The sequence below is a fragment of the Agrobacterium sp. BT-220-3 genome, assembly GCF_025910175.1.
Classification (GTDB): Bacteria; Pseudomonadota; Alphaproteobacteria; order Rhizobiales; family Rhizobiaceae; genus Agrobacterium; species Agrobacterium oryzihabitans.
The window spans coordinates 56,656-72,359 of sequence record NZ_JAPAIX010000010.1 but is presented as its reverse complement, the minus strand read 5'-3'; the positions used below and the strand labels follow the sequence as shown (position 1 = coordinate 72,359).

17 protein-coding genes are annotated in these 15,704 nt (G+C 59.7%); 3 read left to right on the top strand and 14 right to left on the bottom strand.

The annotated features are described in order from the left end of the window. Positions 1-108: 108 nt before the first annotated feature. The 5 genes from OK142_RS20530 to rpsD form a co-directional block, all read right to left on the bottom strand. Positions 109-933, bottom strand: coding sequence for an inositol monophosphatase family protein (locus tag OK142_RS20530; RefSeq protein WP_080834859.1), 825 nt, complete (start codon positions 931-933; stop codon positions 109-111). 30 nt (positions 934-963) lie between these two features. Beyond that, positions 964-1,791: an inositol monophosphatase family protein gene (locus OK142_RS20525; RefSeq protein WP_498684841.1), complete on the bottom strand. Its 828-nt coding sequence runs from the start codon at positions 1,789-1,791 to the stop codon at positions 964-966. Positions 1,792-1,807: 16 nt separating this feature from the next. Next, positions 1,808-2,734 carry a tRNA 2-thiocytidine(32) synthetase TtcA gene (gene ttcA, locus OK142_RS20520; RefSeq protein WP_498684839.1) on the bottom strand — a complete coding sequence of 309 codons (927 nt, stop codon included), beginning with the start codon at positions 2,732-2,734 and terminating at the stop codon, positions 1,808-1,810. 62 nt (positions 2,735-2,796) lie between these two features. Then, entirely contained in the window at positions 2,797-3,726 is a 930-nt protein-coding gene (locus OK142_RS20515) for a glutaminase (protein ID WP_003495341.1), read from the bottom strand. Between the two features lie 69 nt (positions 3,727-3,795). Further along, positions 3,796-4,413 carry a 30S ribosomal protein S4 gene (gene rpsD, locus OK142_RS20510; RefSeq protein ID WP_003507896.1) on the bottom strand — a complete coding sequence of 206 codons (618 nt, stop codon included), beginning with the start codon at positions 4,411-4,413 and terminating at the stop codon, positions 3,796-3,798. Between the two features lie 451 nt (positions 4,414-4,864). Between rpsD and OK142_RS20505 the strand changes: the two genes are divergently transcribed. Continuing rightward, positions 4,865-5,848, top strand: coding sequence for a TerC family protein (locus tag OK142_RS20505; protein WP_498684838.1), 984 nt, complete (start codon positions 4,865-4,867; stop codon positions 5,846-5,848). Between the two features lie 240 nt (positions 5,849-6,088). On the opposite strand, the gene OK142_RS20500 is transcribed toward OK142_RS20505, so the two are convergent. The 8 genes from OK142_RS20500 to OK142_RS20465 form a co-directional block, all read right to left on the bottom strand. Further along, positions 6,089-7,606: a helicase HerA domain-containing protein gene (locus tag OK142_RS20500; protein WP_498684921.1), complete on the bottom strand. Its 1,518-nt coding sequence runs from the start codon at positions 7,604-7,606 to the stop codon at positions 6,089-6,091. 126 nt (positions 7,607-7,732) lie between these two features. Continuing rightward, positions 7,733-8,620 (bottom strand): EamA family transporter, encoded by an 888-nt coding sequence (locus OK142_RS20495; RefSeq protein WP_498684837.1) that lies wholly within the window; start codon positions 8,618-8,620, stop codon positions 7,733-7,735. A 37-nt stretch (positions 8,621-8,657) separates the two neighbouring features. Further along, positions 8,658-9,296, bottom strand: a complete 639-nt coding sequence (locus OK142_RS20490; protein ID WP_498684836.1) for a LysE family translocator — start codon at positions 9,294-9,296, stop codon at positions 8,658-8,660. Positions 9,297-9,349: 53 nt separating this feature from the next. Further along, positions 9,350-9,658: a HigA family addiction module antitoxin gene (locus OK142_RS20485; protein WP_498684834.1), complete on the bottom strand. Its 309-nt coding sequence runs from the start codon at positions 9,656-9,658 to the stop codon at positions 9,350-9,352. 310 nt (positions 9,659-9,968) lie between these two features. Then, positions 9,969-10,208 (bottom strand): hypothetical protein, encoded by a 240-nt coding sequence (locus OK142_RS20480; RefSeq protein ID WP_035242365.1) that lies wholly within the window; start codon positions 10,206-10,208, stop codon positions 9,969-9,971. A 378-nt stretch (positions 10,209-10,586) separates the two neighbouring features. Next, complete coding sequence (gene murI / locus OK142_RS20475) at positions 10,587-11,408, bottom strand: glutamate racemase (protein ID WP_003495324.1); 822 nt, start codon at positions 11,406-11,408, stop codon at positions 10,587-10,589. Then, entirely contained in the window at positions 11,392-12,225 is an 834-nt protein-coding gene (locus OK142_RS20470) for an RNA methyltransferase (protein ID WP_003495322.1), read from the bottom strand. Before OK142_RS20470 ends, murI begins: the two co-directional genes overlap by 17 nt. Before the next feature lie 113 nt (positions 12,226-12,338). Further along, on the bottom strand, positions 12,339-12,869 hold the full coding sequence (locus tag OK142_RS20465; RefSeq protein ID WP_167373878.1) for a hypothetical protein: 531 nt from the start codon (positions 12,867-12,869) through the stop codon (positions 12,339-12,341). A 214-nt stretch (positions 12,870-13,083) separates the two neighbouring features. On the opposite strand from OK142_RS20465, the gene OK142_RS20460 reads away from it, so the two are divergent. Continuing rightward, positions 13,084-14,298, top strand: coding sequence for an NADP-dependent isocitrate dehydrogenase (locus OK142_RS20460; protein ID WP_035242772.1), 1,215 nt, complete (start codon positions 13,084-13,086; stop codon positions 14,296-14,298). Between the two features lie 32 nt (positions 14,299-14,330). On the opposite strand, the gene OK142_RS20455 is transcribed toward OK142_RS20460, so the two are convergent. Next, on the bottom strand, positions 14,331-14,942 hold the full coding sequence (locus OK142_RS20455; protein WP_498684832.1) for a TetR/AcrR family transcriptional regulator: 612 nt from the start codon (positions 14,940-14,942) through the stop codon (positions 14,331-14,333). An 80-nt stretch (positions 14,943-15,022) separates the two neighbouring features. Between OK142_RS20455 and OK142_RS20450 the strand changes: the two genes are divergently transcribed. Then, positions 15,023-15,559, top strand: coding sequence for an anthrone oxygenase family protein (locus tag OK142_RS20450; RefSeq protein WP_498684830.1), 537 nt, complete (start codon positions 15,023-15,025; stop codon positions 15,557-15,559). The last annotated feature ends 145 nt before the right edge of the window (positions 15,560-15,704 follow it).

Sequence of the window (15,704 nt, the reverse complement as noted above, 5' to 3'; positions counted from 1 at the left end):
GGGCTGAGAAGAGTCTTCCGCCACGCAGACGCGCGGCTACTGGATGCCGGATCAAGTCCGGCATGACGGGCAAAAACCTTTCCGCCCTGCCCCTTACACAACACCGCCTCAAACCGTGAAAATCTTCTCGCGCAGCAATTCCCAGGTCTCCTGGTCCGGCGCTAGCAGCAGTCCACCATCCACATGGCGCGGCAGATAGGGTGAGCCGTCGAGACGGGCTGCATAGGCGCCCGCTTCCTGCGAAAGCAGCGTGCCGGCCAGATGGTCCCAGGGCATCAGCTTGTTATACATCAGGAAATGCATGTGGCCGCCGCAAAACAGGCGGTATTCATGCGCCGCACAGCGATAGCTGGTGAAGAGCCGCACATCGGCGAGGTTCGTCAGAATCTTGCGGCGGGTCTCCACATCGAAATAGCCGGTATTGGCGATGCCAACCATCTGCGACAATTCAGGCGCCGGCACCACGGACATCTGCGTCTGCGCGCCATCGGCGCTGCAAAGCCACGCACCGGAGCCCTTTTCGGCAATCGCCCAATCATTGCCCATCGGGTCGAAGATCAGGCCGGCGACGGTCTCACCCTTGGAGATGACACTCATCATCACGCCGAAGAGCGGCAGGCCGGAAGCGAAATTATAGGTGCCGTCGATCGGATCGACCACCACGGCTAGATCGGCGTCGGCAAGCTTGCCAAGCAGCGAGGCATCCGCCGCTACCGCCTCTTCGCCGATGAACAGCGCCTGCGGCATGATTTCCTGCACGCGGGCGCGGATCAGCCGCTCGGCGGCCTCGTCAGCCTCGGTGACGAGATCGATCGCCTCGCTCTTGATCCGCACATCGCCTTCGCCCAGATTGCGGAACCGCGGCAGGATTTCCACTGCCGCCGCCTCCTGAAGCGCATTGGCAAGAGAGGCGATGTCGAGTTCGATAGCCATGGGCGATATCCTTCTGTCTAGGCGTAAAACTTATAAAACCACGATTTCCCGGCGCAGCATCTTCCAGCTCTCCTTGTCGGGGGCCGACAGGATGCCACCCGTCGTCTGTCCCGGCCGGTAGGGCGTATTGTCGAAACGAGCGGTGTAGCCGCCCGCTTCCTGATGAATAAGAACTCCGGCAAGATGATCCCAGGGCATCAGCTTTTCATGGCCGATGAAGTGCAGCTTGCCAGTCGAGGCAAGCCAGTATTCATGAGCCGAGCAATTGATTGAAAGCGCCATCTTGATCTTGGCCATATTGGCGGCGATCACCGGGCGGCGATCTTCATGGCTGTGGCCCCAGGAAAAGATGCCGACCATTTCGGACAATGGCACGGGATCGGCGACCTTGAGCTTTGCCTGGGAGCCGTCCCTGCGGTTGAGAAACGCGCCCTCACCTTTCAGCGCGACGATGGTATCGCCCATGACGGGATCGTGGATGATGCCCGCGACCGCCTCACCCTTGACGGTGACGGCGAGCAGCGTGCCGAAAGCGGGAAAGCCCGAAGCATAGTTGAAAGTGCCGTCGATTGGATCGATCACGAAGGCGAAAGGCGCATCGGCAAGAGCTGGAATGACGGATTGATCCGCATCATAGGCCTCTTCGCCAACGATATGGGCCTTCGGAAACCGTTGCAGAAGAGCGGCGGTTATCGCCTTTTCCGTAAGAATATCCGCCTCGGTGACGAGATCGACGGCGGACGTCTTTTCGGAGATCGCGCCTGCGTCGAGATTGCGGAAGCGGGGCATTATTTCCTGGCGGCCGGCAGCGGCAACGGTGGAAATCAGAAAGTCGATATCTTTATCGGAAAGGGTCATCGCGCGGGGCACTTCTTCATAAGGGAGGGCGGGCCTCCGTACGCTCTTCAGGTGACGCCCCGGTGACAGCGAGCGCCGAAAAATCAAAAAGCTTCGGATCGAGCAGATGCGACGCATTGACGTGGGCAAGCGCCCTCAGCATCACGTCCTTGCGGCCCGGCATGCGCCTTTCAATGTCGGCCAGCATCTCCTTCATGGCATTGCGCTGAAGCCCGTCCTGCGAGCCGCAGAGGTCGCAGGGAATGATCGGGAACTCCATCGCCGCCGCGAATTTCGCCATATCCTCTTCGGCGCAGTAGGCAAGCGGGCGCAGCACCATCAGGTCGCCCTCGTCGTTCAGCAGCTTCGCCGGCATGCCGGCGAGCCGGCCACCATGGAAGAAATTCATGAAGAAGGTCTCGAGAATATCCTCGCGGTGGTGGCCGAGCAGCAACGCGTCGCAGCCCTCTTCCCGCGCGATACGGTAAAGATTGCCGCGCCGCAGCCGCGAACAGAGCGAACAATAGGTACCGCCGGACGGCACCTTCTCCTTCACCACGGAATAGGTATCGCGATATTCGATACGATGGGCAACGCCGATCTTCGCCAGATATTCCGGCAGCACGTGCTTGGGAAAATTCGGCTGACCCTGATCCAGATTGCAGGCGATGAGTTCGACAGGCAAAAGGCCGCGCCACTTCAGATCGAGCAGCAGCGCCAACAGCCCATAGCTGTCCTTGCCACCGGAAAGGCCCACCAGCCAGCGTTTCTGGCCGTTCAGCATGCCGAAATCGGTAAAGGCCTGACGCACATTGCGCAGCAGACGCTTGCGCAGCTTGTTGAACGAGACCGAACGCGGTGCATTGTCGAACAGAGGATGCGAGCTGCCGTTTTCCTCGGGCGCGTCCTGATCTGCCTCGACCTTATCGGCGATGTCATCGATCCTGGTGAGAATGTTCATCATTAGCTCGCTCCGGCACGACTGCCGTTCTCAATGCAGGCAAATGCCCGCATCTGCCTGCAATATCAAGCCCCGAATACCGACCAGCCGGTTTTCGTCGCCAGCATTTCCAGCGCATGTGACCCAAGCGCCGAATTGCCCACCTTGTTGAGACCCGGCGACCAGACGGCAATGGACGCCTTGCCCGGCGCAACCGCCATGATGCCGCCACCCACACCGCTCTTGCCGGGCAGGCCGACATGATAGGCGAAATCGCCCGATCCGTCATAATGGCCGCAGGTCAGCATCAGCGCGTTGATGCGCCGCGCCCGCCGGTCTGACACGACCGTATGGCCGCTCAGCGGATTGCGGCCGCGATTGGCAAGGAACAGCCCGGCGCGAGAGAGCTGCGCGCAGGTCATGGACAGCGCACATTGGTGAAAATAAACGCCCAGCGTATATTCGACGGGGTGGTGCAGATTGCCGAAGGACCGCATGAAATTGGCAAGCGCGAAATTGCGGAAACCCGTCGCCTGCTCGGATTTCGCCACCGTGTCGTCAATGCTGATCGTGTCATCGTCAGCGAGATAACGCACGAAGCGCAAGAGTTCGCCGATCGCCTCTCGCGGCTGGTGGCCGGAAAGAACGATATCCGTCACCACGATGGCGCCGGCATTCACGAAGGGATTGCGCGGAATGCCGTGCTCATGCTCCAGCTGGACGATGGAGTTGAAGGAAGACCCTGACGGTTCGCGCCCGACGCGGTTCCATACAGTTTCCCCCGCCTTGCCGAGCGCCAGCGTCAGCATGAAGACCTTGGAGATGCTCTGGATCGAAAACGGCGTGAGCGCATTGCCGGCCGTGTAGGTGGTTCCATCGACAGTGGTGATGGCGATGCCGAACTGGTTCGGATCGACCTTGGCGAGCTCGGGAATATAGTCCGCAACTTTGCCCTCGCCCAGCCGCGGCACCATGCTGTCGTAAATGGAATCGACGATCGCCTGAATGTCCTGCATGCAAAGCCTTCCCCAGCAAACAAAAAAGCCGCCCCGAGGGGCGGCTTTCTCAATACTGAAACGCGTCGATTAACGCGAGTAGAATTCGACGACCAGATGCGGTTCCATGACGACCGGGTACGGAACGTCAGACAGAGCCGGGATGCGAGCATAGGTCGCAACCATCTTGTTGTGATCGACTTCGATGTAATCAGGAACGTCGCGTTCTGCGAGCTGAACGGCTTCGAGAACCGTCACCAGCTGCTTGGACTTCTGGCGAACTTCAACAACGTCGCCCGGCTTGCAACGGTAAGAACCGATGTTGACGCGAACGCCGTTAACCGTGACGTGGCCATGGTTGATGAACTGACGCGATGCGAAAACGGTCGGAACGAACTTGGCGCGGTAGACGATAGCGTCCAGACGCGACTCGAGCAGGCCGATCAGGTTCTCGGAGGTATCGCCCTTGCGACGGTTTGCTTCGTCGTAGGTGGCGCGGAACTGCTTTTCGCGCAGTTCGCCGTAGTAGCCCTTGAGCTTCTGCTTGGCGCGCAGCTGCGTGCCGAAGTCGCTCATCTTGCCCTTGCGGCGCTGGCCGTGCTGGCCCGGGCCGTATTCGCGGCGGTTTACCGGAGACTTCGGACGGCCCCAGATGTTTTCGCCCATGCGGCGGTCAATTTTATACTTAGCCGATTCGCGCTTGCTCATCGTATTTCCTTCTCAAAAGGTTATGCCGGTCTGTTACCAAACCGGTTTAAGGAAACACGCCCTCCTCTGAAGCCCGTTTCAGGGCCTCTGACAGGCTTCTCACATGCAAATGGAGAAACCACGGGACATGTCGGTGATATTGACCGCCGAACGTCAGTTATTAAACTGCAGGGCAGTCAACAAAACACACCGGACATCACTGCCCGGCGTTGGGGCGGCTTCTAAACATGTTTTACAAATTTGTCAAACAAAGCCTGCCGCTTTTTTCTCGAACCGGCCCTTGAAAAGCCTGAAGGCTCTCCTATCTCTCCCTCGTGATCAGAACTCGGGCCCCTCTGGCGTGTTACCGGACAACACGTGATGTCGAGTTTCTTTAGGTTGGGGCCCACGTATATTCTTGACACACGTTCCCCATCCGCAAAGCCAACCTCGTCCGGCTAAAGGTTGACTGATGGAGTTCCTCCTCAACGATTTTCTCGGTACCCCCACATGGATGTGGGCGGTCTTCATTTCTCTCGTCCTTGGCCTCCTGGCGCTCGATCTTGGCGTATTGCACAAGAACTCCAAGGAAATAGGCATCCGTGAAAGCCTGCTGATGTCAGGCTTTTACATCGCCATCGGTTTGGCCTTCGGCGGCTGGATCTGGTATCAGTCCGGCCAGCAGTCGGCGATGGAATATGTCACCGGCTTCGTGGTCGAAAAAAGCCTGGCGATGGACAATATCTTCATCATCGCCATGATCTTCTCCTATTTCGCCATTCCCCGCCAATATCAGCACCGCGTGCTGCTCTGGGGCATTCTCGGCGTCATCATCCTGCGCGGCATCATGATTGCCGGTGGCGCCGCCATTGTCGAAAACTTCCACTGGGTGCTTTATCTCTTCGCGGCCTTCCTCGTCTTCACCGGCCTCAAGATGCTGTTTTCGTCCGACCATGACGAGGCCGATATCGGCAATAACCGCATCCTGAAATTCCTGCGCAGCCGCCTTCCGGTAACGGAAAAGCTGCATGGCGAGAAATTCTTCGTCAAGGAGACGGATACGACCACCGGCAAACTCAAGACCTTCGTGACGCCGCTCTTCCTGGCTCTCATAATGGTCGAAATCGCCGACCTTATCTTCGCGGTCGATTCGATCCCGGCGATCTTCGCGATCACCACCGATCCCTTTATCGTCTACACCTCGAACATCTTCGCGATCCTTGGCCTGCGCGCCCTCTATTTTGCGCTCGCCGCCCTGATCCACCGCTTCGCTTATCTGAAATATGCGCTGGCTGCGGTTCTGGTCTTCGTCGGTTCGAAAATCTTCGTGGCCGACATGCTCGGCATCGCCAAGATCCCGCCGGCAGTCTCGCTCGGTGTCACCGTCGCCATCCTCGCAACCGGCATCATCGGTTCGCTGATTGCGACGCGCAAGGAAGCAAAGGCCGTAGAATAAGGTCTTCATCGAGGAGGCGGAAACGCCTCCTCAGCCTCTTTCAGAATTTCCGCTGACGAATGAGGTTGCCACCGCCACATAATATACACGCCGTCACCCCGGACCTGATCCGGGGTCCAGCGCGATCAGGTCCTTGATCGCAACAGACTCGTCTCACGGCGCAGACGCGCCGTGGCTGGATGCCGGATCAAGTCCGGCATGACGGGTAAGTATATCGACGCCGACAAACCTGCCGTAACTTCACTCCGCCGCCAGCCTCGCGTCATCCTCCGCCGCATCCGCATCGCCGGGTGCGGTTTTTGCATCGAGATCAGGGAAAGCCACAATGCGCTTGCCGGAGAAATCGGCATGTACCACCACAAGCTCCTTCTCCTCGAAATAACCGAGAAGACGGCGCGCGCGGCGGGCGGAATGGGTGCCATAAGCGCGGGCAATACGGGCATCCGACGGGCAGGGTTCTTCACCCAGCGCCGCCTTCACCAGAAGCAGGAAAACCCCCTGCAGATCGTCGGAAACCGACATCGACAGCTCCAGCGCCTTCTGCCAGCCTTCGCTTGCCGCCATCGTCGCATCCACGCCTGAGCGTGCAATCGCCACCTGCCGGCGGAAATCCGCAAGCGTCATGGGCGTGCCGGGAATACGGCGCATGCGGGCGCGCACCAGAAAATCCTGGTACAGCACGGCGTCGGTGCGATAGGCCGATTGCGGATCGTCGAGAATTTCGACCAGCACAGCGGCGATCTTCTCCTCGCGCTCCTCCGGCGTCAGCTCCGGCTGGCCAGCACGCGGAGACTGCTCCGGTGAGGGACCGCCGACCGCAGGGGTGGAACGGGAGAGTTCGGCCAGAATATCGGTTGTCGGGCGCGGCGCGGGCGGCGTACGGCGCACCACGGCGCGCGTGAACTCTTCCGGGTCCGGCGTGAAGATCAGGTCTTCCACATCCTGGGGCGCATCCGGCAGCGGCATCAGCTTCGGTGACGAGGAGCGCGCCGAGGTTTCCACGGCACCGATGACAATCGGCAACGGGCGGCGCGACAGCGCAGGCCCAAGCGCCACGAAATTGCCGCGCTGCAGATCGCGGAACATTTCCGCCTGTCGCCGGTCCATGCCGAGCAGATCGGCCGCGCGCGCCATGTCGATATCGAGAAAGGTGCGGCCCATCAGGAAGTTGGAGGCTTCCGCCGCCACGTTCTTGGCAAGCTTGGCAAGACGCTGCGTGGCGATGACGCCGGCAAGCCCGCGTTTACGGCCACGGCACATCAGATTGGTCATGGCGCCGAGAGACGCCTTGCGGGCATCTTCCGTCACCTCGCCGCCGGCGGAGGGCGCAAACATCTGCGCCTCATCCACCACGACAAGCACCGGATACCAGAATTCACGATCCGCATCGAACATGCCGTTGAGGAAGGCGGCGGCGGCCCGCATCTGCTGCTCGATATCAAGGCCTTCCAGCGTCAGCACGCAGGAAACGCGGTGCTGGCGAATGCGGTTGGCAATGCCGGCAAGTTCCGCCTCGGTGCGCTCGCCATCCACCACCACGTGGCCGAACTTATCGGAAAGCGTGACGAAATCGCCCTCGGGATCGATGATGACCTGCTGCACCCATTGCGCCGATTGCTCCAGAAGCCGGCGCAGAAGGTGCGACTTGCCGGACCCGGAATTGCCCTGCACCAGCAAACGTGTCGCAAGCAATTCCTCGATATCGAGCTTGGCCTGCTGCCCGCCCGATAGGGTTCCCATGTCGATGCCGACCTGCAATGTTCCGTTCCTCGTGCTGCATGTCATCCGGCCGATTCCCTTGACGGCGGCCGAACATGCTCTTTACCAAAAAATCGCCGGTTGCGTCTGCCCCGTGCCGGTAATGCACAGGCAATTACGCCCCATCTATGCGGCTCCGGATGAGACCCGCAAAAATGAAAGCCGCCTGCCGAACACATTCAGCATCAGCCCGACGATGACCAATGCAGCACCGACCACTTCGAAGACGGTAATATGCTCCGCAAAAGCGAGATAGGCGCTGATGAAACCGACAATCGGCACCAGCAGCGAAAACGGCGCCACCGTTCCGGCCGGATAACGCAGAAGCAGGTAACTCCAGATGCCCGCGCCGACGATGGTCGCACCATAGGCCATGTAGATCACCACGAAAGCCATCGTCGGCGTTGCGTTGAGCAACCCTTCCGCAATCGCATCAGGTCCTTCCACCACCAGCGAAAGCAGGATCAACGGCAGAACGGGTACAAGGCTCGTCCATGCGACAAAGGAGACCGCGTTCACCTGGCCGATGCGGCGATTGACGATGTTGCCGCAGGCCCAGGCAATGGCCGAGCCGACGCCCATCAGGAGCGGTATCAGCGCTGCGGCCGTCATGCGCTCCACGCCAATGACCGCCAGCCCGCCAAAAGCAACGATCGCGCCGATGATCTGTGACGGCAACGGCCGCTCGCCGAGAAACACCACGGCCAGCGCCAGCGTGAAGAAGGCCTGCGACTGCATGACGAGCGAAGCAAGCCCCGCAGGCAGGCCGAGTTTGATGGCCGGGTAAAGCAGGCCGAACTGCACGAAACCCATCGCCATGCCGTAAACTATCATATGCCGCCACGGCACATTGGGTTTCGGCAGGAAGAATATCAGGGGCACGGCCGCAAAGAGATAACGCACGCCCGTCAGAAACAAAGGCGGCATGTCGGCGACGCCCACCTTGATGACGACGAAGTTGAAGCCCCACAAAAACACGGTGATCAGGGCGAGAAGAATATGCGGCAATGCCATTTTGTTATGTCCGAATTTCAGGCGATCGACGGGCGTTTTACGCCGAAACCGCCCTCTTCCAGCCGAAGGCAACAAGACCGGCGCCGATCAGGAGACCGCCACCCGTGCGATTGACGATGCGCTGAACCTTCGGTTTGCGGATCGTATTGCGGGCGGCGCTTGCCAGAAGCCCATAAAGCGCCGCGTTCACCGTTGCAAGCACAAGGAATATCGCTTCGAAAATCAACACCTGCGGCCAGAATGGCAGCGTCGGCACCAGAAACTGCGGCAGGAAGGCCACGAAGAACACGATGCTCTTGGGGTTCAGCGCCGTCACGATATAGGCATGCAGGAAGATTTTGAGCGGTCTTTCACGGCCCGTCACGCCCGTGCCTTCCGCACCTTCGCCACCGACCGGAGAGCGCCACAGCTTGATGCCGAGATAAATGAGGTAGGCGGCGCCGATCCATTTGAGGCCGGTGAAAAGTGCCGCCGAGGTGGCAAGCAGCGCGCCGAGGCCGAGCATCGAGGCCGTCATCGCGGTGAAGTCACCAAGCGCCACACCCGTTACCGTCGCAGTGCTCGCCTTGCGGCCGTGGCCCAGCGCATAGGAAATAACCAGCAGGATCGTCGGTCCCGGAATGGCGAGCATGATGGCGGATGCGGCCACGAAGGCCAGCCAGTTCTCAAGCGGCATGATGAAATCTCCCTTGCGCGCTTTTGGGAGCAAGCCACCAAAAGCGCCCGGCATCAAGCCAAATTTTCGGAGATCATGCCGCCTTTGTCATCTAGCGGCCGAACGGGTGGCTGCTCCCGTTTCATCGCTTGTGCGAGATCGTAATTCGACTGCATGACAAGCCATGCCCGCGCCGTGCTGACGCCGGCCCGCTCCAGCCGCAAGGCAAGGTCGGGACTGATCCCTGCCCGCCCGTTTAGCACACGAGAAAGCGCTACGCGCGACAGGCCGAGCCTTTCCGCAGCTTCTGTCACGGAAAGCTGAAGTGCGGCAATGACCTCCTCCCGTAGCAATTCACCAGGGTGAACCGGAAATTTCATCATTCGAACCACTCCCTTCAATGATAATCAAAGTATCACGCATCATTCGACGACGGCAGCTGTTGATCGAAATCCCGCGAGACAGGTACTTTTGGGCGACATGACAGCCCCAAGCTCCGTCACCCCGGACTAGATCCGGGGTCCAGTGCGATCAAGTCTTTGATCGCAAGAGGCTCTTCTCACGGCGCGGACGCGCCGTGGCTGGATGCCGGATCAAGTCCGGCATGACGGAGAACGCATTTTGGCTGTCATTAGCCATCCAAACTAGCGACGGAGCCTCCGCGACACCTTTTACTGAGGAGGCCGCCACGGATCAAAACCGCGGCGCCCAGTAAGGCGGTGCCCAGTCCCGACGCACCTTCCGCTCGGATGGCTCGACGCCGATATCGTCCAGCAGGCGTTCCGGCAGATCGGTAAGATCGGTCGGTGGCGCGCGCGGCACGAGGGCGGCGACGATGACCGCCCGCAGGGTCTTCCAGACGCCGAATGTGACGAACAAACGATCGACCGCATCCGGCAGCGCATATACTACCATTGGTTGATTTTTCTGCATGGGGAATCCATCCCGGCGCGGCAAAGCGGCCAGGTCCTTTATCGATGGAAAACGACATGCCGGGAGCGCGTGGGGCAGCCTGTCGGCCACGCGGACGCACAATCAGATGTCGGACGAAGTGAGAATGCCAAACGGCAGGGAAATCAGGCCATAAGCCTTATCGGAGGTCGATGCCTCGGGACATGTAACCACCGATGACCATGCCGGAAATGCCAGACATGCCGTTAAGGCGCATATTCATGTAATCAGTCATTCCACGCCTCCTTTTATAGCGGTTACAGACGAGATGCATCTTACACAAGATGCCGGACGCGACAAGAGGCCGCAATCTCGAATTGCAAAACTCAGATGGAGAAGATGCAAAAATGCAACACGCACTCAGCTCAACGAGACACTGAGCCCGAAACCCTGCATCAGCCGCCGCGTCGCGAAATCCGGCTTGCCGGAGGTGAAGACGGCGAAGTCGAAACCATCGGGATGTTCCGCATCCTGCGGCAGCGGCACCAGATGACGCGCGCGCCTGGCAATCGCTTCCGCCGGATCGAGCCAGTCGACCGGCCAGGGCGCCAGCCTGCGAAACACATTGGCCATGAAGGGATAGTGGGTGCAGGCAAGCACGACGATATCGGTGCGCTTGCCGTCGCTGTCGATGAAGCAGGGCTCGATTTCGGCAAGCACGGCTTCGTCGGATATAGCCTCGCCCCTGATCCAGCCTTCTGCCATGCGTGCCAGATTTTCCGACCCCACGAGGCGGACATGGCATTGCGTGGCGAAGGACTGAATGAGATCGCGCGTATAGGCGCGTTTGACGGTGCCCGGCGTCGCCAGCACGGAAACGAGACCGGAGCGGGTGCGTTCTGCGGCGGGCTTGATGGCGGGAACGGTGCCCACGAAGGTCATGTCCGGAAAGCGCGCCCGCAGATCTGCCCCCGCCAGCGTGAAGGCGGTGTTGCAGGCGATGATGCAGACTTCGGGACTGTAATCTTCAAGCAGCTTTTCGAAGAGTGAGAGAATGCGCGCCTTCAGCGCCTCCTCTTCCCAGCCGCCATACGGGAAACCCGCATCGTCGGCTACATAGATGAAGCCGCGCTCGGGCATCAACACCCGCGCTTCGCGCAGAACCGTCAGCCCGCCAATGCCGGAATCGAACACCAGCACAGGTTTAAGCACATCGGCCGCGGCCTCACTCGTCTTCAGCATTCTCCCCTGCCCTTTCGGCCGATGGCCCCGCTGCTCTTCCCGTCTGCTTCGGCCACTGCCGTGGAAAACGGTCGAGCGAATTGATCACGCCACGGACAACACTGATTTCCTGCTCGGAAAAGCCGCGTCTCGACAGCACCGCGCGCAGATTGTCGACCATTTTCGGCTTTTTTTCGGGCGGATGAAAATAACCGCGCGCATCGAGTGCTTCCTCTATGTGCTCGAACAGGCCGAACACCTGTTCCTTGGTCGAGGGCCGCTGCTCAACGGACTGGAAAAGCGTTTCACCCAGATCGTCCATGCCGGACTTCATCCACTCATAGGACATCAAAAGCACGGCCTGCGCGATGTTGAGCGAGGCGAAGGCGGGGTTGACCGGAAATGTCACGATCTCGTCGGCCAGCGCCACTTCCTCATTGGTCAGGCCCCAGCGCTCACGTCCGAACAGGATGCCGGTTCTTTCCCCCGTCTTGAACTTTGCCCGCAGCGTTTCGGCGGCGGTGACGGGCGCACGCACCGGCTTGAAACCGTAACGTTCGCGTGCGGTCGTGGCGTAAACAAAGTTGAGATCCCTGATCGCCTCTTCAAGCGTCTCGAACACCTTCGTCGCATCGATGACATGATCAGCCTTGGAAGCGGCAGCCCGCGCCTTCTCGCTCGGCCAGCCGTCACGCGGATTGACCAGACGCAATTCGGCAAGGCCGAAATTGGCCATCGCCCGCGCCACCATGCCGATATTTTCGCCGAGCTGCGGTTCGACCAGAATGATCGCCGGGCCTTCCGCCACAAGTTCAAGCTCGCTGTTTGTGCCTGCCATCGTCGTTTGTCCGTGTGTTGAAGCGTCGCATCGGTTTTCGAGCCGATGCGCTAAAGCGCGCTTCACTGGCACAGATCGGCGCTAAAATCAAAGGCGGAGGGATGCAACCGCCCTCACTCCCCCTTGATGATCGTCGCCATCTCTTCGCGTAGCGAATCCCTGCCCTCGTCGCCAACCCGGTGAATGTCGCTGATGACCGGCCGGCCATCTTCCTCGATGACATCGAAATGCACCTCGTCGACCGTTGCCTTCATTTCCGCCTCGTCCATGCAGGCCCAGAGCTTGAACTTCGCCGTCACATCCGTCACGCCGTCCTTTATTGCACCCGCGGTCACCGACACATCCTCCAGCGGGCAACCATCCTGCGAATTGGTGACGACGTCGTAACCGAAGGGGTCGCCCTTCTCGCCACTCTCGGCCTCATAGGCAGGCTTCTTGGATGCTTCGCGATATTGCGCAACGAAGTCCTTGCTGAACAGGCTCACCAGCATGTCCTCGTCGAAGATGTATTTCCAGTTCTCGGCATCGCCGGACCAGTTCTTGACGGTGATGTCCATCACCTTCTGGACGGGATCGGCAGGCCCCGCCGCAAGGGCGCTATGGGAAAAGAGGACGGCGGCAGTCAGAAGCAGAATATTCCGCATGATGTGATCCCGGGATAGGCCCGATGGCGGGCGAAGCGATTCGCCTGACTGTATTCCGGCATTGTGGTTTGGCAATGCGCAAAGCGTTATTGCGCTGCGCCAAAAAAGCGCCCCCCATGGCTTTGCCTCAGGCGCGTGCGATGCTATAGCCGCACCGGATATTTTTCCGACTATTGGCGTTATCAGGCGCCACAGCTTCGAAGGTGAGGAATTCATGGCAAAGATCAAGGTAGCCAATCCGGTCGTCGATCTCGACGGCGACGAAATGACCCGTATCATCTGGCAGCTCATCAAGGACAAGCTGATCCTGCCGTACCTCGATCTCGACATCGAATATTACGACCTCTCGGTTGAAAACCGCGACGCCACCAACGACCAGGTCACCATCGATGCGGCACACGCCATCAAGAAACACGGCGTCGGCATCAAGTGCGCGACGATCACGCCGGATGAGCAGCGCGTCGAGGAATTCGGCCTGAAGCAGATGTGGAAGAGCCCTAACGGCACCATCCGCAACATTCTGGGCGGCGTCATCTTCCGCGAGCCGATCATCTGCAAGAACGTTCCGCGCCTCGTTCCCGGCTGGACGAAGCCGATCGTCGTCGGCCGTCACGCCTTCGGCGACCAGTACAAGGCAACCGATTTCAAGTTCCCCGGCAAGGGCAAGCTGACGATCAAGTTCGTCGGTGAAGACGGCACGGTCATTGAAAAGGACGTCTTCGACGCCCCGAGCGCCGGCGTTGCACTCGCCATGTACAACCTTGACGAATCCATCCGCGAATTCGCCCGCGCATCCATGATGTACGGCCTGATGCGCAAGTGGCCGGTCTACCTGTCCACCAAGAACACCATCTTGAAGGCTTACGACGGTCGCTTCAAGGACATCTTCGAAGAAGTCTACCAGAACGAGTTCAAGGCGAAGTTCGACGAAATCGGCATCACCTACGAGCATCGCCTGATCGACGACATGGTCGCCTCCGCTCTGAAGTGGTCCGGCGGTTACGTCTGGGCCTGCAAGAACTACGATGGCGACGTGCAGTCCGATACGGTTGCCCAGGGCTTCGGTTCGCTCGGCCTGATGACCTCCGTTCTTCTGTCGCCGGACGGCCGCACGGTCGAAGCCGAAGCGGCACACGGCACGGTGACGCGCCACTACCGCCAGCACCAGAAGGGTCAGGAAACCTCGACCAACTCGATCGCGTCGATCTTCGCCTGGACCCGTGGCCTTGCCCACCGCGCCAAGCTGGATGACAATGCCGAGCTGGCGAAGTTCGCGACGACGCTCGAAACCGTCTGCGTCGACACTGTCGAAAGCGGCTTCATGACCAAGGATCTGGCGCTCCTCATCGGACCGGACCAGCCGTGGCTCTCCACCACCGCCTTCCTCGACAAGATCGACGAGAACCTCAAGACGGCGATGGCGGCTTAAGCCTTTTTGCTCCGCAGCTTTAAAACCCGGCCTCAGCGCCGGGTTTTTTCATTCGTGCCATAGAGCCGGAATATCAGCATCGCGGCGCGCGCCGACAGCGCCCTTATGTCCTCTTCCGTCGGAAGGCCGATCGCACCCGTGGCGCGTCTGACCTGCAAATCCCCAACCAGAAGCGACAACCAGATTTCCGCAGGCTCTTCCGAAGCCTCGGCACATATGGCGCCCTGCTGCGCCAAAGCCGCAAAATAGATGGCAAGCTTCGGCATGACATGGCTACGGCCTTTAGCCGAGAGAAATTCGCCGAGCGTGGTTTCGCTGCCTGCCTCCGCCGCCGCCACCCTGTTGAGCAGCACCGCCCGTTCTCCCAAAAGCACCGTCAGGAGATCGGCCCCGAAACGCGAGAGCTCGCCAACACCATCCGCCGCCTCCGCCGATGGCAATACCAGCGTTGCGGCATTCTCGGCGACCATGGCTTCGTAAAGACCGGCCTTTCCCCCGAACCAGCCGTAGAGCGTCTCCTTGGAAGACTTGCTCACCTTCGCCAGGGCCTGCATGGAAAACGCGGCATAACCGTCCTGCGCAAGCATGGCGAAGGCGTGCTCGACAATTTCACGCCGGCGTAATTCCTTGCTCTCGCTTCGCATCAGCACTCCCTTGACAAAAACCGTACAGATACGTACGGAATATCCGTACGATAGCGTACGGATATTCTATGGAGATTTTCATGTCCAGCTCATTTCTGCATGACATAAAAACAAAGCACTTTCCCGCACTGGAAATGACAAGAGAACCGGCGTGCCTTGCCCTGCGCCTGTTCGCACCGCTTAGTCTTGGCATCATGGCCGGTTTTTTCTTCGCCTTCAGCAATCCCGTCATGATGGCCTTCCAGCAACTGGAGGCGGATATTTTCATTCAGGCGTTCAACGGCATCAATATCAGCGTCCGCAACGGCATTTTCTTTGCGGCCTTCTTCGTTCCGCTCGCCGCCCTTCTCGGCGCAGCACTCATCGACCGCGACAGCCGGCTGCTATGGGTCATGGCCCTGGTCATCTACGCGGTTGTCGTGATCCAGACCCGCATGGTCAATGTGCCCATCAACGAGTTCTTCAAGACGGTTTCGACCGAAATACCGAGCGACTGGCAGGAACTGCGTGACCGATGGGCGCTTTCCAACCTCGTCCGCACCGTGCTCACCACCATCGCCTTTTTTGTGGCGCTGCTGGCTGCCACAAGACATGGCAAAAGACGCATGGCCGCTTAACCCGCACCACACTCGCTGCACATCCGCCGACCCTTCGAGGAAAGACGTGATCACGTCCTGACAGGCGGCATGAAATATCCAGGAAACAAAAACCCGGCCGCAACGCCGGGTTTCTTTTTTTGTTCACAGTATCTTGATTAGACGT